The organism is Thermus sp. NMX2.A1 (assembly GCF_000511705.1).
In the GTDB taxonomy this organism is placed as follows: Bacteria; Deinococcota; Deinococci; order Deinococcales; family Thermaceae; genus Thermus; species Thermus scotoductus.
Map to the genome: position 1 here is coordinate 23,093 of NZ_ATNI01000026.1, position 16,745 is coordinate 39,837.

21 protein-coding genes and 1 pseudogene are annotated in these 16,745 nt (G+C 64.8%); 15 read left to right on the forward strand and 7 right to left on the reverse strand.

All coding sequences use genetic code 11. The features are described from left to right. The first annotated feature begins 65 nt into the window (after positions 1 to 65). Genes TNMX_RS01560 through mltG form a run of 3 tightly spaced genes read left to right on the forward strand, consistent with a single transcriptional unit; the run spans position 66 to position 2,134 of the window. Positions 66 to 749 carry a hypothetical protein gene (locus TNMX_RS01560; protein ID WP_038028811.1) on the forward strand — a complete coding sequence of 228 codons (684 nt, stop codon included), beginning with the start codon at positions 66 to 68 and terminating at the stop codon, positions 747 to 749. Continuing rightward, entirely contained in the window at positions 730 to 1,137 is a 408-nt protein-coding gene (gene ruvX, locus TNMX_RS01565; RefSeq protein WP_038028783.1) for a Holliday junction resolvase RuvX, read from the forward strand. The genes TNMX_RS01560 and ruvX overlap by 20 nt, the downstream gene beginning before the upstream one ends. Continuing rightward, the gene (mltG, locus tag TNMX_RS01570) at positions 1,121 to 2,134 is read left to right on the forward strand and encodes an endolytic transglycosylase MltG (RefSeq protein WP_038028785.1); all 1,014 of its coding nucleotides are present in this window, start codon (positions 1,121 to 1,123) and stop codon (positions 2,132 to 2,134) included. Before ruvX ends, mltG begins: the two co-directional genes overlap by 17 nt. Here the strand turns inward: mltG and TNMX_RS01575 are convergent. From TNMX_RS01575 to TNMX_RS01585, 3 genes are all read right to left on the reverse strand, one after another. Beyond that, positions 2,119 to 2,955: a carbohydrate ABC transporter permease gene (locus TNMX_RS01575; RefSeq protein ID WP_038028787.1), complete on the reverse strand. Its 837-nt coding sequence runs from the start codon at positions 2,953 to 2,955 to the stop codon at positions 2,119 to 2,121. The two genes, mltG and TNMX_RS01575, sit on opposite strands and share 16 nt — an antisense overlap. Before the next feature lie 3 nt (positions 2,956 to 2,958). Then, complete coding sequence (locus TNMX_RS01580) at positions 2,959 to 3,450, reverse strand: hypothetical protein (protein ID WP_038028789.1); 492 nt, start codon at positions 3,448 to 3,450, stop codon at positions 2,959 to 2,961. 61 nt (positions 3,451 to 3,511) lie between these two features. Beyond that, on the reverse strand, positions 3,512 to 4,645 hold the full coding sequence (locus TNMX_RS01585) for a hypothetical protein (protein ID WP_015716327.1): 1,134 nt from the start codon (positions 4,643 to 4,645) through the stop codon (positions 3,512 to 3,514). A 101-nt stretch (positions 4,646 to 4,746) separates the two neighbouring features. Between TNMX_RS01585 and TNMX_RS01590 the strand changes: the two genes are divergently transcribed. Next, the gene (locus TNMX_RS01590) at positions 4,747 to 5,472 is read left to right on the forward strand and encodes a hypothetical protein (RefSeq protein WP_038028794.1); all 726 of its coding nucleotides are present in this window, start codon (positions 4,747 to 4,749) and stop codon (positions 5,470 to 5,472) included. Between the two features lie 9 nt (positions 5,473 to 5,481). Continuing rightward, on the forward strand, positions 5,482 to 6,561 hold the full coding sequence (locus TNMX_RS01595) for an enolase C-terminal domain-like protein (protein ID WP_038028796.1): 1,080 nt from the start codon (positions 5,482 to 5,484) through the stop codon (positions 6,559 to 6,561). On the opposite strand, the gene TNMX_RS01600 is transcribed toward TNMX_RS01595, so the two are convergent. Together TNMX_RS01600 and TNMX_RS01605 are read right to left on the reverse strand one after the other, a co-directional pair. Further along, the gene (locus TNMX_RS01600) at positions 6,553 to 7,179 is read right to left on the reverse strand and encodes an HAD family phosphatase (RefSeq protein ID WP_015716330.1); all 627 of its coding nucleotides are present in this window, start codon (positions 7,177 to 7,179) and stop codon (positions 6,553 to 6,555) included. The genes TNMX_RS01595 and TNMX_RS01600 overlap by 9 nt on opposite strands. Continuing rightward, positions 7,172 to 8,221 (reverse strand): sugar MFS transporter, encoded by a 1,050-nt coding sequence (locus TNMX_RS01605; protein ID WP_038028822.1) that lies wholly within the window; start codon positions 8,219 to 8,221, stop codon positions 7,172 to 7,174. The genes TNMX_RS01600 and TNMX_RS01605 overlap by 8 nt, the downstream gene beginning before the upstream one ends. Positions 8,222 to 8,259: 38 nt before the next feature. On the opposite strand from TNMX_RS01605, the pseudogene TNMX_RS01610 reads away from it, so the two are divergent. The 9 genes and pseudogenes from TNMX_RS01610 (at position 8,260) to fabZ (ending at position 15,549) form a co-directional block, all read left to right on the forward strand. Further along, a pseudogene (locus tag TNMX_RS01610) lies at positions 8,260 to 9,040 on the forward strand (glycine cleavage system protein T). Next, positions 9,013 to 10,197: a CinA family nicotinamide mononucleotide deamidase-related protein gene (locus tag TNMX_RS01615; protein WP_015716333.1), complete on the forward strand. Its 1,185-nt coding sequence runs from the start codon at positions 9,013 to 9,015 to the stop codon at positions 10,195 to 10,197. The pseudogene TNMX_RS01610 and the gene TNMX_RS01615 overlap by 28 nt, the downstream one beginning before the upstream one ends. Beyond that, positions 10,194 to 10,787, forward strand: a complete 594-nt coding sequence (gene thpR / locus TNMX_RS01620) for an RNA 2',3'-cyclic phosphodiesterase (protein ID WP_015716334.1) — start codon at positions 10,194 to 10,196, stop codon at positions 10,785 to 10,787. The genes TNMX_RS01615 and thpR overlap by 4 nt, the downstream gene beginning before the upstream one ends. Further along, complete coding sequence (gene recA / locus TNMX_RS01625; RefSeq protein ID WP_015716335.1) at positions 10,738 to 11,760, forward strand: recombinase RecA; 1,023 nt, start codon at positions 10,738 to 10,740, stop codon at positions 11,758 to 11,760. Before thpR ends, recA begins: the two co-directional genes overlap by 50 nt. Before the next feature lie 6 nt (positions 11,761 to 11,766). Further along, positions 11,767 to 13,491, forward strand: coding sequence for a ribonuclease Y (rny, locus tag TNMX_RS01630; protein ID WP_038028823.1), 1,725 nt, complete (start codon positions 11,767 to 11,769; stop codon positions 13,489 to 13,491). A 1-nt stretch (position 13,492) separates the two neighbouring features. Next, on the forward strand, positions 13,493 to 13,711 hold the full coding sequence (locus TNMX_RS01635; protein WP_028494041.1) for a DUF433 domain-containing protein: 219 nt from the start codon (positions 13,493 to 13,495) through the stop codon (positions 13,709 to 13,711). 8 nt (positions 13,712 to 13,719) lie between these two features. Beyond that, positions 13,720 to 14,070 carry a DUF5615 family PIN-like protein gene (locus TNMX_RS01640; protein ID WP_256378163.1) on the forward strand — a complete coding sequence of 117 codons (351 nt, stop codon included), beginning with the start codon at positions 13,720 to 13,722 and terminating at the stop codon, positions 14,068 to 14,070. 12 nt (positions 14,071 to 14,082) lie between these two features. Next, on the forward strand, positions 14,083 to 15,114 hold the full coding sequence (locus TNMX_RS01645) for a rod shape-determining protein (RefSeq protein ID WP_038028799.1): 1,032 nt from the start codon (positions 14,083 to 14,085) through the stop codon (positions 15,112 to 15,114). Between the two features lie 3 nt (positions 15,115 to 15,117). After that, positions 15,118 to 15,549 carry a 3-hydroxyacyl-ACP dehydratase FabZ gene (gene fabZ, locus TNMX_RS01650; RefSeq protein ID WP_019551634.1) on the forward strand — a complete coding sequence of 144 codons (432 nt, stop codon included), beginning with the start codon at positions 15,118 to 15,120 and terminating at the stop codon, positions 15,547 to 15,549. Here the strand turns inward: fabZ and TNMX_RS12760 are convergent. Both TNMX_RS12760 and TNMX_RS01655 read right to left on the reverse strand, forming a co-directional pair. Beyond that, positions 15,517 to 15,672, reverse strand: a complete 156-nt coding sequence (locus tag TNMX_RS12760) for a HepT-like ribonuclease domain-containing protein (protein WP_019551633.1) — start codon at positions 15,670 to 15,672, stop codon at positions 15,517 to 15,519. The two genes, fabZ and TNMX_RS12760, sit on opposite strands and share 33 nt — an antisense overlap. Continuing rightward, entirely contained in the window at positions 15,665 to 16,057 is a 393-nt protein-coding gene (locus TNMX_RS01655; RefSeq protein ID WP_019551632.1) for a nucleotidyltransferase domain-containing protein, read from the reverse strand. Before TNMX_RS01655 ends, TNMX_RS12760 begins: the two co-directional genes overlap by 8 nt. A 25-nt stretch (positions 16,058 to 16,082) precedes the next feature. On the opposite strand from TNMX_RS01655, the gene TNMX_RS01660 reads away from it, so the two are divergent. Beyond that, the gene (locus TNMX_RS01660) at positions 16,083 to 16,721 is read left to right on the forward strand and encodes an RNA-binding protein (protein ID WP_038028803.1); all 639 of its coding nucleotides are present in this window, start codon (positions 16,083 to 16,085) and stop codon (positions 16,719 to 16,721) included. Positions 16,722 to 16,745 lie beyond the last annotated feature (24 nt).

A 16,745-nucleotide genomic window follows, 5' to 3' on the forward strand; every position in this document is an offset into this window, starting at 1 on the left:
AGGCCCCTGGCCTTGCCGGGGTGCCTGGCAGGGGACACCCTCCCCGGTAAAATGAGCCCATGGCCATGTTGCTGAGCCTGGTGGCGGTGGCCCTTTCCTGGGCCCTTTTCGGCCCCACCTTTGGGCGGTACCGGGGGCGTCCCTCCCTTCACAACGCCCTCTACTCCCTGGGCCTTCTTCTCTTCGCCCTGGCGGTTTCCGCCGAGTTTCTGTCCAAGCTCCTGGGTGCCTGGAACCCCTTCCTCTATCGGCTTTGGTACCTCACCGGGGCCATGCACGGGGTCACCTTTTTGGGCCTGGGAAGCCTGGCCCTTTTGAACCCCAAGGCGGCCCGGGGGCTTCTTTGGGTGCTCCTGCCCTTTATCCTCTATGGGTTTTATCTGGTGGTCTCAGCCCCTTTGGACTTTTCCCAGCTCCCTGCGCCTTATGCCCCGTCGGGCAAAGCCTTTCCCGAGCCGAGCCTCACCTCGCCCAGGCTTTGGACCATTCCCTTTAACCTCATGGGCACGGTGCTGCTGGCCGGGGTGGCCCTTTACACCACCCTCCTCTTCTGGAGAAAGAACCCCCTTAGGGCCCGGGGCACGGCCCTCATCTTCCTGGCGGCTTTGGTGTTGGCCTCCACCAGCACTTTAAACCGCTTTGGGGTGGTGGGCCTCGAGGAGACGGGAAGGGCCATGGGGGTTGCCCTGCTCTACCTGGGGGTGGTCTTGGCGGATCGCAGCGTGCAGTATGCGTCTGGGCGCGCTTGACGTGGGAGAGGCCAGGATCGGCCTGGCGGTGGGGGAGGAAGGAAGCCCCTTCGCCTTCGGCCGGGGTTACCTGGTGCGGAGGAGCCTGGAAGAGGACGTGGCCGCCCTCCTGGACTTCGTGCGCCGGGAGGGGTTGGGAAAGCTTCTGGTGGGCCTTCCCTTGCGCACCGACCTCAAGGAAAGCGCCCAGGCCCAGAGGGTCCTTCCCCTGGTGGAGGCGCTTAGGGCCAAGGGGGTGGAGGTGGAGCTTGTGGACGAGCGCTACACCACCCAGGCGGCAGCCCGGCGCCTGAAACACGCCCCCAAACGGATCCGCCGGGAGAAGGGCCGGTTGGACGAGATGAGCGCGGTGATCCTCTTGGAGGGCTACCTTGCGGGAAGGCTCTAGGCGCTGGCTGTGGCGGGGGGTGGTGGCCCTTTTCGTCACCTTCGCCCTTCTCCTCTTCTACGCCCTCTGGCTTTTGGGCCCCACGGGAAAAGAGGCCACGGTGCGCATTCCCCGGGGGGCCACGGGGCAGGAGGTGGCCAGGATCCTGGAGGAGGCCGGGCTTTTGCGCTCCGGGTACCTCTTTTCCGCCTACCTGCGCTTCTCCGGCCAGGCCAGGAGGCTGGTCCCTGGGGTCTACCGCCTAAAGGGGGATGGGGCCTTCCGCCTGGCCAGGGCCCTCACGGGAGGAGAGAAGCCCCTCACGGTCACCCTCACCTTCCCCGAGGGGGAAAGGGCGGTGGACTACGCCAAAAGGCTTTCCCAGGCGGGCCTGGATGGAGATGGTTTTTTAAGGATTGTCCAGGAGCCCGGGGCCCTGCGCCCCCCGTACGTGGAGGGCAGGTCCCTGGAGGGTTACCTCTTCCCCGCCACCTACACCTTTGACCTCCTGGTTGCCCCCGAGGAGGTGGTGCGGGCCCTCCTACGCCGCTTCGAGGCCGAGCTCACGCCCCCGGTGAGGCGCCTTTTGGAGGAGCGGAGGCTTTCCGTTCACGCCTGGGTGACCCTGGCCTCCATCGTCCAGGCGGAGGCGGGGAGCCAGAAGGAGATGCCCTACATCGCCGGGGTTTTCCTGAACCGGCTGGAAAGGGGCATGCCCCTCCAGGCGGATCCCACCGTGGCCTACGCCCTGGGCAAAAGGCTTCCCGAGCTTTCCCGGAAGGCGGGGGACTTCGCCCATGATTCCCCCTACAACACCTACCGCTACGCCGGGCTTCCCCCGGGGCCCATCGGCAACCCGGGGCGGGAGGCCCTCCTTGCCGTGCTCAATCCCGTGCGCACCGACCCCAAGGGGCGCCCTTACCTCTACTTCTTCCACGCCAAGGGGGAGCTTTTCCTCAACACCAGCTTCGAGGCCCACCTCGAGGACCTCCGCCTACACCGCTATTCCTCCCCGTGACGCAGAAGCCTAAGCTGGGCGTAGGCGAAGAGGAGGGTGAGGAGGAGGATGACCACGGTGACCGCGGCGGCATACCCCAGCCGGAAGTTCTCAAACCCCGACTCATAGAGGTAGTAGCCTAGGACCCGGGTGGCCCCGTAGGGCCCGCCCCGGGTGAGGAGGAAGACCGCCGAGTAGGACTGCAAGGAGAGGATGGTGCCCACCACCACCAAAAAGGCCACCGCCGGGCGCATGAGGGGAAGAACTATGTAGCGGAGGGCTTCCAAGGGCCCTGCCCCGTCCACATAGGCGGCCTCCAGAAGGGATTTGGGGATGGCCTTAAGCCGGGCCGAGGCCACCAGGACCCCATACCCCAGGTGCCGCCACAGGGTGAAGAGGACCACCATGACCAAGGCCCAAAACCCCTCCCGGTCCCAAGGGGGGATGGTCAGGAACTGGGCTAAGGCCCCGTACTCGGGGGTGAAGAGGGTGTACCAGCTCAGGGTGGCCCCACCCAGGGTGACGAGCCCGGGCAGGAAGAGAAGGCTTTTGGCAAAGCGCTCGTAGGGTGCCCCTTCCAAAGCCACCGCCAGGGCGATGGAAAGCCCCACGAAAAGGGGCAGGGCCAGGAGCATGAACTTCAGGGTCACCCAGAGGCTTCCCCAGAAGGCGGGGTCTTGGAAAAGATCCCGGTAGTTTTTGAGCCCCACCGGCTTGGGCTCGGAAAGCCCCGACCAGTCCCAGGTGGAAAAGCGAATCACATCCAAAAAGGGGTAGAGGATGAACACCCCCAGGGTGAGGAGGGCGGGAAGGGAGAAGAGGAAAAGGGGAAGGCGCCGCACGGGTTACCAGAGGTAAAGAAAGCTCAGCAGGAAGGGATACCGGTCGGAGGCGGAAACCTCCAGGGCCAGGGGTTCCAGGTAGAGCCTGAACCCGGCTCCCCAGGCCAGGTGGAACCCGCTTTGGTAGCCGAGTCCCCCGTAGGCGGAAAGGGCTCCTCCTGGCACCTCGAGGCTCACCACCGGTCCCAGGTGCGCTCCAAAGGGATACCGCAGGTCCAGGCCCAGGCCCACGGAGGTGTAGAGGTCCGCCAGGACCAGGCCCGGGAAGAGGTTGGCCTTGAAGAGGGCAAAGACCTCCGGGTTTTGCGAAAGGAGGGCCTGCAGGTCCAGCCCCGTGTCGATCCCCAAGGGGCTAAAGGGCAGGAGGGTGCTTCCCTGTAGGTAGACGCCCTTATCGGGGGCGTACCCGATCCCCAGGGTGTTCTCCGGATAAGCGGGCATCTGGGCCAGGGCCAGGCTGAGGGCCAGGAGGAAAGGGGCGACTAGACGCTTCATATCCCCCCTATCCTAGCAAAAGCCCCCGGCTTCAAGCCGAGGGCATCGGGGCAGTAAAGGCTTATGGCTGATTGCAGGGCTGGGCACCCATGTACTGGGTCAGGAAGTCTTCCAGGCTCATGGCTTGACCGCCAGCAAAGTGCAAGGTTAGATTTTCCCCGGGGACGCAGTTGTTGTTTTGGTCGTCCAGGATGCCCTCAAAGGTGACCACCTTGCTGTCTACCCGCAGGAGCCCGTTTTGGATGTGGATGCGCATGGGGTTTTCCTCCACCTGCGTGACCCGGAATTCAAGGTGGAGGGATTTGGTGGGGGTGCTGAGGTCTAGGGAAACTTCCCCGGAGGAGGGGTTGAAGTTTTCCAGCAGACTACCGCAGATACCCGGCGTGGTGGAGCCGTTCACCACCACCTGGCCCTGGGTGTGGAGGGCACTGTCATTTCCTTGGACCAGGAGGCTGAGGTTCCACTCCAGCCCCAAACGGGTGGAGCTGGTGGTGAGACTAAGAGTAGCCAAGTCCACCAGGCGCTGGCTGCTGGTGGGGTGGTTCAGAAAGCCCTGGAGGCTAAGGCTTACCGGTTCTAGGAGGTACTTTCCATTAAGGCAGGTGCTAGGTCGCCAGCTGGCGGTGAAAGTGGCTTCTCCTTCGTTGGATCCATTCTCGCCAAAATCCACGGCAAAGAAGGCCTTGGTAGGGGCTTCCAGAATGTTCTGCGTATCGTGGGGCTGATGGGTTTCCACGGTCGGAGAAGGCGTTCCCCCGTTGAGTGCATCCCAGTCCGCTAAAGCCTTGTTCCAGGGGTCGGTGGTTTGTTGCTTGAAGCGAATTTCAAGGTCGTCAGAGAGGCCTACCTGATTGCAGTCTCCACCTATGCACTCAATCTTTCCCCGAGGCAAGAACTGGGTGGCCAGGGGCACAACATCTTGAGGCCGTATAGAAAAAAGGCTTTCCAGGCGTAGGTCTGGGAGGGCTTGTAGGGTGTTAAGGTTCAGATTCTGGATGGAAAGCTGCTGGGGACGGAGCCCTTGCAGGGCGTCTTCAAGCTCTTGGATCACTTGTTGTATTTCGGTACTTAAGGCTTGGAGGTTTTGGCTTGTTTCCTGGGGGGTGGCATTGGCTTGCGGGGCTGGTTGTTGCGGGCACGCCACCAGCACTAGGCCGAGAATTCCCAAGCCTACAAGGCCGAGGAGTTTCCTCATAACCTCACCTCCTTCGTTGAGGCTCGGCGTTAACTCGGTGTACGCGAGGGAGCTCTGCGCTTAGATTGTACAGCAAACCTGGCTTAGCTTACAATTCCCCCATGGCCTTTACCTTCCCTGCAACCTTCTCCCTCGAGCCCCGTCCCAACCTAGTTCCCGTAAAGGACCACCCCCTCCTCATCCTGGTGGGCCTCACCGGGGTGGGGAAGAGCACTTTGGTGGAGGCCTTGGGCTTTTCCCGGCTTCCTGACCGCAGGGAGCTGGTGGACCTTTACGTCCTTCCCCGCTACGGGGTCAACCTCCCCATTCCCCGGGAGGAGCGCTTTCGCCTGACTCGGCGCTTCCGGGAGGAGTTCCCGGGAGGGGTGGCGGAGGTCCTGGCCCGGGGGTTTGTGGAGCCCCGCTTCCCCCTTCTCTTCGACGGGCTTAGGGGGGAGGCGGAGGTGGCCTATGCGTTGGAGCATCTGCCCAAAGCGCTTTTCGTGGTCCTTCACGCCCGGGAGGCCACCCGGCTTAAAAGGCTACTTTCCCGCCAGGATGCCTTTGACCGGGTGGAGCTTCGCCCGGAGGAGAGGGCGGAGCTAAGGGCGTTGGCGGAAGGGGTTCTTTCCCCAGGGGAGCTGGAGGAGGCCCTGGCCCTGGCTCCCTGGGAAGAGGTCTTGGCCAAGCTCAAAATCGTGGCCGAGGAGAAGAGAAACTACAATCCCCTGGGCCCCTTGCGCCTCCTTGAGGACCACCCCCGGGCCCTCATCCTGGACACGGAGAGGCTTTCCCTCGAGGAGGAGGTGGAGGCGGTTAGGGGCTTCCTCAGGCGGCTTGGCCTCTAAAATGGCCTCATGGCGACCATCCGCGACCTCAGGCTGGTTCCTTTCCGCATCCCCTTAAGGGCTCCTTTGCGCTGGGGTAAGGCCTCGGAGATGGCGGCCCTGGAGCATGCCCTTTTGCAGGTGGAGCTCAGCGATGGCTCCCTGGGCCAGGCGGAGGTGGCCATCCGCCCCACCATCTACGGGGAAACCCTGGGAAGCGTGCGGGCGGGGCTGGAGTATCTGAAGCCCCGGCTTTTGGGCCTCGAGGCGGACGACCAGGAAGCCATTCGGGCGGTGCTGGAGTCTTTTCCCTGCAACCTGGGCCTTAAAGGAGCCCTGGACCTCGCCCTTTGGGAGGCTTGGGCGAGAAGCGAGGGGGAGGAGCTTTATCAGGTATTGAAGCCCGCCAAGCACCGGGTGCGGGTTTCCTACATTCTGGGCATGGCCTCGGAGGAGGAGATGCTTTTAGATGCCCGCATGGCCTACGAGGCGGGGGTGCGGGTCTTCAAGGTGAAGGTGGGCCGGGACCTGGAGGAGGATGGCCGGAAGATCGGCCGCCTTAGGGAAGCCCTCCCCGACGCCGAGCTTTACGCCGACGCCAACGAAACCCTTTCCCCCAAGGAGGCCGAGCGCTACCTCCTAGCCTGGAAGGAAATGGGCCTCCTCTACGTGGAAGAGCCCCTGCCCGTTGAGGAGGTGGAGGCCAGGAGGAAGCTAAGGGAGAAGAAAATCCTCCCCCTAATCGCCGACGACTCGGCCATGACCCCCAAGGACCTTCGCCGGGAGCTTCTTCTGGACACCTTTGACATCCTGAACCTGAAGCCCGCCCGCACCGGGGTCACCTGGACGCTGGAGATGCTGGCCTTAGCCCGGGAAGAGGGCAAAAGGGCCATGGTGGGAAGCCAGGCGCAGAGCTCCTTTGGCGCCTACCAGTCGGCGCTTCTGGCTTTCCAACAGGGGGTTACCGAACCCAACGAGCTGGCCTTCCACCTCAAGGCGGAAGGGGGGTTCCTGGACTTCCCCACCTTCCGCCAGGGGTGGCTTTACTGGGAGGACCTGGTGGAGGCGCGGTTTGACGAGGGGGCCTTTCGGCGGTATACCCTAGAGTAGCTCCATGGCCTTCCTGAAGTCCTGGAGGACCCCCCAGGCTCCCGCCTCGAGGAGGGCTTCCTCCTTGTGCCCCGTGAGCAGGGCGTAGGTGGGTATCCCCGCCCCCACGGCGCTCCTCACCCCGGAGGGCGAGTCCTCAAAGGCCAGGGCCTCCCGGGGGGTGAGGCCCAGGTGCCTTAGGGCCACCCGGTAGGGCAAGGGGTCGGGCTTGCCCCGGCCCACCTCCTCCGCCAGGACCAGAAGGGGCGGGTTCAAACCCAGGGCCTTCAACACATGGCGGGCGTTCTCCCGGGGAGCGTTGGTGACCACCCCCCAGGTGAGGCCCCTGGCCCGGGCCTTTTCCAGAAGCTCCTCAAGGCCGGGCATGGGCTTGAGGTTCAGGGCCAGCTCTCGGAAGCGGGCTTCCTTGGCCTCGATGAGCCTTCGGGCTTCCTCTCCCTCCAACCCTAAAAGGTCCTTGACGATCTCGGGGTTAAGGCGGCCGGAGATGCGCTTTCGGTAGAAGTCCTCGTTCACCTCGAGGCCATAGGGCGCCAAGACCTCCCGCCAGGCCAGAAGGTGCAGGGGGTCGGTGTCGGCCAAGGTGCCGTCCAGATCGAAGAGAAGGGCCTTAAGCATGGACGGCCCTCCGCTCCAAGCTGGAAACCATCAGGAAAAGGCCCAGGGCCAGGCCGAGAAGCCCATAGGGGATGCCGGGTGTGGGCAAAAGGGCAAAGAGGGCCGGGATCAAGGTGCTTCCCGTGGCGCCCGCATAAAGCAAACCCCCCAGGGCTCGGTGGCCGAAGCGGGCCTGCACCAGGGCAAAAAGGGTGGAAAAGAGGGGACCCAGGAGAAAGCCAGCCAAGGGAAAAAGGAGGGCGGTGGGGGGCAGGAGGTTGAGAAAAAGGAGGGCGAGGACTCCGAGGAGGAGGCTCCTCAGGGCAGCCAGGGGCTTTTGCGCCACCGGTTTGGCCAGGAAAAGGCGGCCCAGGGCCAGAAAGAGCCAGTACAGGGAGAGCAGCACCCCTCCCATAGGGGTGGGGTGGCCCAGGTGTTCCAGCCAGACCCGGTTCCAGGTGACCAGGGCTCCCTCCAGACCGGTGTAGATGGCCACGGCCAGGAGGAAGGGCCAAAGCCCCCGCCCTTGCTCCTTGGGCACCTGGGTTACCTGAGGGGCTTCCCAGAGGAGAAGGGCCCCTATCCAGGCCAGGAGACCCGCCAGAAACAACACGGCGCCGTAGGGTAACAGGGTGAGGGCGAAGGGGGTGAAGACCGCCCCTAGGCCGAAGGCCACGTTCACCCGGTTCAGGAGTTCCACCCGTTTCCTGGGGTAAAGCTCTCCCACCAGGCTGTTGCCGTGCACGTTCATCAACCCTTCCCCGAGCCCGAGGAGGAAGGCCAGGGCCACCACCAAGGGGAAGGAAGGAGCCAGGGCCACCCCCCATAGGGCCAAGCCCGCAAGCCCCATGGCGGCGGGAAAAAGGGGGTGACGTTTATCCCCCTGGGCCAGGCGCACCCCCAGGAGGAGGCCCAGGAGAAGGGCGGTGAAGAACCAGGAAACCTCCTCTCCCACCCCGTAGCGCCCCCGCCAAACGGGCAGGGCCGCCCCGGGCAGGGCCACGATCACCCCCACGAGGAAAAGCGCCAGGAAGGAGCCCCAGAAAAAGCGCACGTCCGTTATTCTTCCCCTAACTGACCCTTTAGTCAATAATGGAGGGGATGGAGGAGGCCCTGGAAAAGGCTTTGGCGGGCGAGGGGTACTTTGCCTTTCCTGGCCTTTTGCTGGTGCGGGGGCCCGACGCCCTTTCCTTCCTTCAAGGCCAGGCTACCCGGGACCTCAGAAGGCTTTCCGGGCCCGTGGGGGCCCTGTTCCTCAACCACCGGGGGCAGATAGAGGAAGTGGCCACGGTGTTCGTGCACGAGGAAGGCTTTCTTCTGGCTCCCTGGGGCACCTTGGAGGGCGTAAGGGCCCGGCTGAAGCGCTACATCGTCTTTGACCAGGTGGAGCTTCTGGAACTTCCCCTTTACCGGCGCCTCCATGCCGATGGGCGGGAGGAAGTGGCGGAAAGCGGGGAGGGGGCCCATCCCGCTGGGGTTTATCCCCTTTACACCTTGCTTAAGGGCCTCCCGCTCCTTTCCGATATTCGTGGGGAGCTTCCCCAGAGCGTGGGGCTTCTCCACCTGGTGGACTACGGCAAGGGGTGTTATGTGGGCCAGGAGATCATGGCCCGCCTCGAGGGGAAGGAGGTGCACCATCACCTGGTGGGCCTAAGGGGGCTTTCCCCTGCCCAGGAAGCCCCCTTTGACCTCCTGCTGGAGGGGCGCAAGGTAGGGGAGGCCAAGCGGGTGATGGAAACGCCCTTCGGGGTTTTCGGCCTTGCCGTGATGCGCAAGGAGGTGCCCCTAGGAGCGGTGGTGGAGGGGGGTGGGGGGCGGCTTTCGGGTGGAGCCCCTGCCCTTTGAGGAGGCGGCATGGAGCGGGCGGAGATCATCGGGGTAGGCACGGAGCTCATCTACGGGGAGACCCTGGACACCAACACGGCGGAGATCGCCAGGAGCCTCGAGGCCTACGCCCTCAAGGTGGAAAGGACCCTCAGGGTGGTGGACGAGCCCCTCCCCTTGGCCCGGGAGGTGGGCCAGGCCTGGGAGCGGGCGAGGCTTTTGGTGCTTTCCGGGGGCCTGGGCCCCACCCCCGACGACGTGACCCGGGAGGCGGTGGCCGAGGCCTTGGGGGAGCCCTTGGTGTTGGACGAGGAGATGCTTTCGGAGATTGAGGCCATCTTCCGGGCCCGGGGGCGGAGCATGCCCGAGGCCAACCGCAAGCAGGCCTTGAGGATCCCTTCGGCCACCTGGCTTAAAAACCCCAGGGGCACCGCTCCCGGCTGGTGGGTGCGGAAGGAGGGGAAAGACCTGATCCTCCTGCCCGGGCCTCCCCCTGAGTGGCGGCCCATGTGGGAGGAGGTGTTGCCCAAGCTGAACCTCCCCCGCCGCCCCTACGCCAAGCGGGTGCTGAAGACCTGGGGCATCGGGGAGTCGGAGATCGTGGAAAGGCTCGGGGAGCTCTTCCAGCGGGAGGCGGAGGTGGAGGTGGGCACCTACCCCAAGCTCCAGGGGGTGGAGGTGGTGATCCGGGGCCGGGAGGATCGGGTGGCCGACCTTACGGAAAGGATCAGGAAGCGGCTTTTTAAGGAGATCTGGGGCGAGGGGGACCTCACCCTGGCCGAGGCGGTGAAGCGCCGCCTGGAGCTGGAAGGGGCCACCCTTGCCACCATGGAAAGCCTCACCGGGGGGCTTCTCGGGGCGGAGATCACCCGGGTGCCGGGGGCGAGCCGCTTCTATTTGGGGGGCGTGGTATCCTATTCCGTAGGGGCCAAGGCCCGCTTCGGTGTGCCGGAGGAACTCCTCGCCAAGACGGTCTCCGCCGAAACGGCCAAGGCCATGGCGGAGGCCGCCCGGGTGCTTTTCGGTTCCACCTACGCCCTTTCCACCACGGGGGTGGCGGGACCGGACCCCTTGGAGGGCGAGCCCGTGGGCACGGTCTTCGTGGCCCTGGCGGGGCCTAAGGGGACGGAGGTGCGCCGCTACCGCTTCCCCGGGGACCGAGAGGTGGTGCGGCTCCGAAGCGTTTATGCCGCCTTGGCCTTGCTCCTAACATGAGGCTCTTCTACGCGATCTTCCTTCCTGAAGAGGTGAAGCGGGCCTTGGTGGAGGCTCAGGAGCGGGTGGCCCGCTACAAGGGGTGGAAGGAGGTGGTTCCCCACCAGCTCCACCTTACCCTTCTCTTCCTGGGGGAAAGGCCGGAGGAGGACCTGGAGGACCTTTTGGCCCTGGGCCACCGGCTGGGCCGGCTCCATCCTCCCTTCACCGCCCGCATCCGGGGCACGGGTTACTTCCCCAACGAGGGCACCCCCAGGGTCTGGTTCGCCAAGGCGGAAGGGGAGGGGTTTGCCCCTTTGGCGGAAGGGCTTCGGGAAGGGGTGCGGGAACTCCTGGGGGAGGAGGCGCTTCTGGCAGGCGGGGATAAGCCCTTCAAGCCCCACATCACCCTGGCCCGGCGCAAGGCTCCTGCCCCCCGGGTGCCCCCGGTGGTCTTCGGCGTGGAGTGGCCGGTGACGGAGTTCGCCCTGGTGCGCTCGGAGCTTAAGCCCAAGGGGCCCGTCTATACCATTTTGGAAAAGTTCCCTTTGCGAGGTGACCATGGACGAGAACAAGAGGAAAGCGCTGGAAAACGCTCTCAAGACCATTGAGAAGGAGTTCGGCAAGGGTGCGGTCATGCGCCTGGGGGAGATGCCCAAGCTCCAGGTGGATGTGATCCCCACGGGTTCCTTGGGCCTGGACCTGGCCTTGGGGATCGGGGGCATTCCCCGGGGAAGGGTGATCGAGATCTACGGCCCCGAGTCCGGGGGGAAGACCACCTTGGCCCTCACCATCATCGCCCAGGCCCAGAAGCAGGGGGGTGTGGCGGCCTTCGTGGATGCGGAGCATGCCCTGGACCCCCTCTACGCCCAGAAGCTGGGGGTCAAGGTGGAGGACCTCCTGGTGTCCCAGCCCGACACCGGGGAGCAGGCCCTGGAGATCGTGGAGCTTCTCGCCCGCTCGGGGGCGGTGGATGTCATCGTGGTGGACTCGGTGGCCGCTTTGGTGCCCAAGGCGGAGATCGAGGGGGAGATGGGGGACCAGCACGTGGGCTTGCAGGCCAGGCTCATGAGCCAGGCCCTGCGCAAGCTCACCGCGGTCCTTTCCAAGAGCAACACCGCCGCCATCTTCATCAACCAGGTGCGGGAGAAGGTGGGGGTGATGTACGGCAACCCCGAGACCACCCCCGGCGGCCGGGCCCTTAAGTTCTACTCCAGCGTGCGCCTGGATGTGCGCAAAAGCGGCCAGCCCATCAAGGTGGGGAACGAGGCGGTGGGGATCAAGGTCAAGGTGAAGGTGGTGAAGAACAAGCTGGCCCCACCCTTCCGTGAGGCGGAGCTGGAGATCTACTTCGGCAGGGGCCTGGACCCGGTCATGGACCTGGTGAACGTGGCCGTGGCGGCCAACGTGATCGAGAAGGCGGGAAGCTGGTTCTCCTACGGGGAGATCCGCCTGGGTCAGGGGAAGGAGAAGGCGGCGGACTACCTGCGGGAGCGGCCCGAGCTTCTGGAGGAGATCCGGGCCAAGGTGCTGGAGAGGGCCCACGAAGTGGTGCTCGCGGGAAGCGAGGAAGGGGAGGAGTAGATGACCCTGACCCTTTTGGACCTGGGGCTTCTCCTCCTGGTCTTGGTCCTCTTGGGGGCCCTGTTCCTTCGGCGCAAGGGGGAGGACCGCACGGGGGAGGAGGCCAAAAGGCTCCTCGAGGCCGCCAGGGGGGAGGCCAGGGAGGCCCTCGAGGCGGCCCGCAAGGAAGCCAGGGAGATCCTGGAGGCCGCCCGGGCCGAGGCCAGGACCCTGCGCCAGGAGGCCGAGGAGCGGGCCAAAGTCTTGCGCCAGGAGCTGGAGGCGGAGCTTAAGCGCCGCTCGGAGGCCTTGGAGGCCGAGGCCAAAAAGCGCTTGCAGGAGGCGGAAGAGCGCCTGAGGAGCGAGCGGGAGGAGCTTAAGGCCGAGCGGGAGAGGCTTAGGGCCTTGCAGGAGGAGCTTAAGGCGGAGAGGGAGCGCCTTAAGGGGGAGCGGGAGGAGCTCCGGCGGGAGGCCGAAAGGCTATCCAAGAGGGGCGAGGCCTTGGACGCCCGGGCCCTCAAGCTGGATGCCCTGGAGGAGGCCCTTTCCAAGCGGGAGGAGGTGCTTAAGACCCAGGAGGCCCTTCTGCAGGAGAAGGAACGCGAGGTGGAACGGAGGCTTCATGAGGTGGCAGGCCTCTCCCCGGAGGAAGCCCGGCGCCTCATCCTGGAGAGGCTGGACCGGGAGCTGGAGGAGGAGAAGGCCCAGAGGGTGCGGGCAGCCTTGGAAAGAGCGCGCCTCGAGGCCCGCAAGGAAGCCCAGAAGATCCTGGCCCAGGCCATGCAGCGCCAGGCCTCGGAAACCGCCGCCCAGCTGGCGGTTTCCGTGGTGCCCATTCCCTCCGATGCCATGAAGGGCAGGATCATCGGACGGGAGGGGCGGAATATCCGCACCTTTGAGGCCTTGACGGGGGTAGACCTCATCATCGACGACACCCCGGAGGCAGTGCTCCTTTCCTCCTTCAACCCCATCCGCCGGGAAATCGCCCGCATGGCCCTGGAGGAACTCCTCAAGGATGGGCGTATCCATCCCAGCCGGATCGAGGAGGTGGTGGAGAAGGCCAAGCAGGAGATGAAAACCTTCATCTACGAGCGGGGCGAGGAAGCTGCCCTCGAGGCTGGGGTGGTGGGGTTAAAGCCTGGCCTCATCCAGCTTCTCGGCCGGCTCCACTTCCGCTCCAGCTACGGGCAGAACGTCCTCAAGCACTCGGTGCAGGTGGCCCACCTTTCTGGGATCATGGCCGCGGAGCTGGGCCTGGATGCCGCCTTGGCCCGGCGGGCGGGGCTCCTTCACGACATCGGCAAGAGCGTGGACCGGGAGGTGGAGGGAAGCCACGTGGAGATCGGCATCGCCCTGGCCCGCCGCTTCGGGGAACCCGCGGAGGTCATAGATGGCATCGCCCACCACCACGATCCCGAGAATGCGGAAACCGTGTATGCGGTTTTGGTGGCGGCCGCCGACGCCCTTTCCGCCGCCCGGCCCGGGGCCAGGCGGGAGAGCCTGGAGGAGTATCTGCAGCGCCTCGAGGCCCTGGAGCGCATCGCCCTTTCCTTCCCCGGGGTGGAAACCGCCTTTGCCGTGCAGGCGGGGAGGGAGGTGAGGGTCATCGTCAAGCCCGACAAGATCACGGACGCCAGGGCTACCCTTCTGGCCCGGGAAATCGCTAACCGCATCGAGCGGGAGATGAACTATCCGGGCCAGGTGCAGGTGACCGTGGTGCGGGAGACCCGGGCGGTGGAGTACGCTAAGTGACATGGACTGGCGTGAGCGCATCACCGTGGACCCGGAGGTCATGGGGGGGCGGCCCTGCATCCGGGGTATGCGCTTTCCCGTGGCCACGCTCCTGCAACTCCTCAAGCACCAGACGCCCGAGGAAATACTTCAGGAGTTTCCTTACCTGGAACGGGAGGACCTGGAAGCCGCTTTGGATTTCGCCGCTTATCTCGCTGAGGGGCGAGAGGTGGTCCTTTGAAAGTGGTGGTGGATGTGTGCTTGAGCCCTAAGTGGGTTCCTTACCTAAGGAAGAAGGGTCTGGAGGCCTTTCACTGGAGTGAGCTGGGTGATTTACGAGCAAAGGATCAGGAGATCCTTGCCTACTGTAAAAGGAACGGGTATGTCCTCCTCACCCAGGACCTGGATTTTGCCGCCCTGCTTTTTTCGGGTGGCGAGGTTCCGGCAAGGGTGGTGCTCCTCCGGGTTTCGGACCTGCGGGTAGAGGTAGCCGGGCCCAGGGTTGCTGCGGTGCTGGCGGGTGTGGAGGAGTACTTGAAGGAGGGGGGAGTGGCGGTGGTAGAGGACCACAGGGTCCGCTACCGGGTTCTTCCTGAGTAGAATGGGGCGATTATGCTGAGGGGCGAGGACATCGGGATTGACCTGGGGACGGCGAGCGTTCTCATTTACGTGCGGGGGAAGGGAATCGTCTTGCGCGAACCCTCCGTGATCGCAGTGGTGCAGGGGAAGCAGGAAGTGAAGGCGGTGGGGGCCGAGGCCTACCGCATGCTGGGGCGCACCCCGGGGAACATCGTGGCGGTACGGCCCCTTAAGGATGGGGTTATCGCCGACTATGCCTTAACGGAGCGCATGCTCCTCCTCTTTCTGCAAAAGGTGCTCTCCCCCATGAGCCGCTTCTTCCGGCCGCGGGTCATGGTGGGGGTGCCCTCCGGGGTCACGGACGTGGAGCGGCGGGCGGTGGTGCAGGCGGTGTCCGCCATGGCCCACAAGGTCTACCTCATCGAGGAACCCCTGGCGGCGGCCATCGGGGCGGGGATCAACGTGGCCGAGCCCACGGGTAGCATGGTGGTGGACATCGGGGGAGGCTCCACGGACATCGCCGTCATCTCCCTAGGGGGTATCGTGCGCTCCGAGAGCCTTAGGATCGCTGGCAACGAGATGGATCAGGCCATCATCCGCTACGTGCGGCAAAAGTACAACCTCCTCATCGGGGAGCGCACCACCGAGGAGCTCAAGATCCAGCTGGGGCGGGCCAAGATCCTTCCCGGGGAGGAGAAGGAGGTGGCCGAGGTGCGGGGCCGGGACCTCATCACCGGCCTTCCCCGCACGGCGGAGATCCCCGCCCAGGACGTGGCCGAGGCCTTGAAGGAGCCTTTGGACAAGATCTTCCAGGGGGTGAAGGCGGTTTTGGAAACCACGCCCCCCGAGCTGGCCTCGGATATTTACGAGAGGGGCATCCTCCTTACCGGGGGTGGTGCCCTGCTAAAGAACCTGGATGTGGCCCTGCAGGAGGCCACGGGGGTGCCCGTGGTGGTGGCGGAAAACCCCATTGAGGCGGTGGCCTTGGGCACGGGTAAGGCCTTGGAGATGCTCCACGTGCTGGAGGACACCATCCTGTCTTCGGACGACGTCCTGAAGAGGTGAGCCGTGGAGATCGGGGAGATCCTGGCCCTCCTGCCCCATCGCTATCCCTTTTTGCTCATCGACCGGGTCCTTCACGCCGACGAGAAAACCTTCCGGGCCCTGAAGAACGTGACCTTTAACGAACCCCACTTCCAGGGGCATTTTCCCGGTTACCCCATCATGCCGGGGGTGCTGATCCTCGAGGCCATGGCCCAGGCGGCGGTGGGCAGCATTGCCAAGCAGCCGGGTTTCAAGCCCGGGGGCCTGGTCTTTTTGGTGGGGGTGGAGGAGGCCCGCTTCAAAAAGCCCGTGGTGCCGGGGGATACCCTGATCCTGGAGGGGGAGCTCCTCCTCTTCCGCCGGGGCCTGGGCAAGGTGGCGGTCAGGGCCTTGGTGGAGGGGGAGGAGAGGGCCAGCGCCCGTTTAAGCTTCGTGGTTCGGGAGGGTGCGGAGTAGGGTGGCGCTGAACTCCAGGAAGTCGGGAAGCCGTTCCTCCAGGATCTGGCGCAGGATGGGGAGGGAAAGGGCTTGGTAGTCATGCACCGCCACATTGCGAATTTGTAGGAGGACCTCATCCATAGACTTTTCCCCGTTTCTGAATATCCCCGAGGATTTCCGCTCTTTCCTCGTTGAGGCGGGCGTAGGCCTTAAGGGCGAGGTCCAGGAAGCGGTCCGCCTCGAGGCTCTTTCGATACAGGGGTTCGCCAAAAGCGGCCACCTGCGCCTGTAGGGGAAGGGGGGCCTGGCGAAGGTCTATCAGGTCCACTTCCCGCCCCACAAGCAGGCTCAAGGGGGCACGCAGGGCAAAAAGGTGCTCCGGAGGGTAAGGCTTGGAGCCCAGGATGGCCAGATCCAGGTCGCTTTCTGGGGTCAAAAGGCCTTGGGCTCCGGAGCCAAAGAGGTAGATTCCGAGGGGATCCAGTTCCTCCACCAGAAGGCGGATGGCTTCTTTAAGCCTTTCCACTTCCCTTAGGGTATCATCTTTCCTTATGGCGGACCTCATGGCCTACCTGAAGCGGGCCCGGGGGGGACGGGTGGTGGAAACCGGCTTCCTGGACCCGGAGGAGCAGGCCCTTCTGGAGGAAAAGGCCCGGGGAGAGGGGCTTAAGGTAGCCTTTTTCGGGGGGTTCCCCCTGGCGGAGAGGAGGCTTGCGGTGCTGTATCCCCCGGAGGTCCCCTCCGTCCACGACCCGGTGGAGGTGGTCTTCCTGGAGAAGGAACCCCCGGATCTGGGGGAGGCCATGGGGGATTTGGAGGCCTTTGGCGAGGGTTACCTGGTGGCGGTGTCCGCCAAGGGAAGGAGGGCCTTGGAGGAAGCGGGCTACACCCTTTTCCCACCCCCGGAGGGGGCCTTAAGGGCCACCAGCGAACGGGTGCGGACCCTGGTGGTGCCTTCCTTGCGGGTGGATACCGTGGGGGCTAAGGGCTTCGGGGTCTCCCGCAGCTACTTCGCCCAGGGGGTGAGGGCGGGGAAGGTGCGGCTAAGGGGCAAGGTGGCTTCCCCCAAGGAGGAGATGGCTCCCGGGGACACCCTTTTGGCGGAGGGTCTGGGAAGCCTAAGGCTCCTGGAGGTACTTGGCGAAACCAGGCGGGGAAACTATAAAATCAAGGTGGAGGTGGAACGGTAGCGACAAGAAGAGAAGGGTTAGGTA

Coding starts and splice junctions, on each gene's coding strand:
- TNMX_RS01585 (WP_015716327.1), bottom strand. CDS start 4,645: ATGAGGAAACTCCTCGGCCTTGTAGGCTTGGGAATTCTCGGCCTAGTG.
- TNMX_RS01580 (WP_038028789.1), bottom strand. CDS start 3,450: ATGAAGCGTCTAGTCGCCCCTTTCCTCCTGGCCCTCAGCCTGGCCCTG.
- recA (WP_015716335.1), top strand. CDS start 10,738: ATGGACGAGAACAAGAGGAAAGCGCTGGAAAACGCTCTCAAGACCATT.
- ruvX (WP_038028783.1), top strand. CDS start 730: ATGCGTCTGGGCGCGCTTGACGTGGGAGAGGCCAGGATCGGCCTGGCG.
- TNMX_RS01635 (WP_028494041.1), top strand. CDS start 13,493: ATGGACTGGCGTGAGCGCATCACCGTGGACCCGGAGGTCATGGGGGGG.
- TNMX_RS01660 (WP_038028803.1), top strand. CDS start 16,083: ATGGCGGACCTCATGGCCTACCTGAAGCGGGCCCGGGGGGGACGGGTG.
- TNMX_RS01600 (WP_015716330.1), bottom strand. CDS start 7,179: ATGCTTAAGGCCCTTCTCTTCGATCTGGACGGCACCTTGGCCGACACC.
- TNMX_RS01645 (WP_038028799.1), top strand. CDS start 14,083: ATGCTGAGGGGCGAGGACATCGGGATTGACCTGGGGACGGCGAGCGTT.
- TNMX_RS12760 (WP_019551633.1), bottom strand. CDS start 15,672: ATGGATGAGGTCCTCCTACAAATTCGCAATGTGGCGGTGCATGACTAC.
- TNMX_RS01560 (WP_038028811.1), top strand. CDS start 66: ATGTTGCTGAGCCTGGTGGCGGTGGCCCTTTCCTGGGCCCTTTTCGGC.
- TNMX_RS01615 (WP_015716333.1), top strand. CDS start 9,013: ATGGAGCGGGCGGAGATCATCGGGGTAGGCACGGAGCTCATCTACGGG.
- TNMX_RS01595 (WP_038028796.1), top strand. CDS start 5,482: ATGGCGACCATCCGCGACCTCAGGCTGGTTCCTTTCCGCATCCCCTTA.
- TNMX_RS01590 (WP_038028794.1), top strand. CDS start 4,747: ATGGCCTTTACCTTCCCTGCAACCTTCTCCCTCGAGCCCCGTCCCAAC.
- thpR (WP_015716334.1), top strand. CDS start 10,194: ATGAGGCTCTTCTACGCGATCTTCCTTCCTGAAGAGGTGAAGCGGGCC.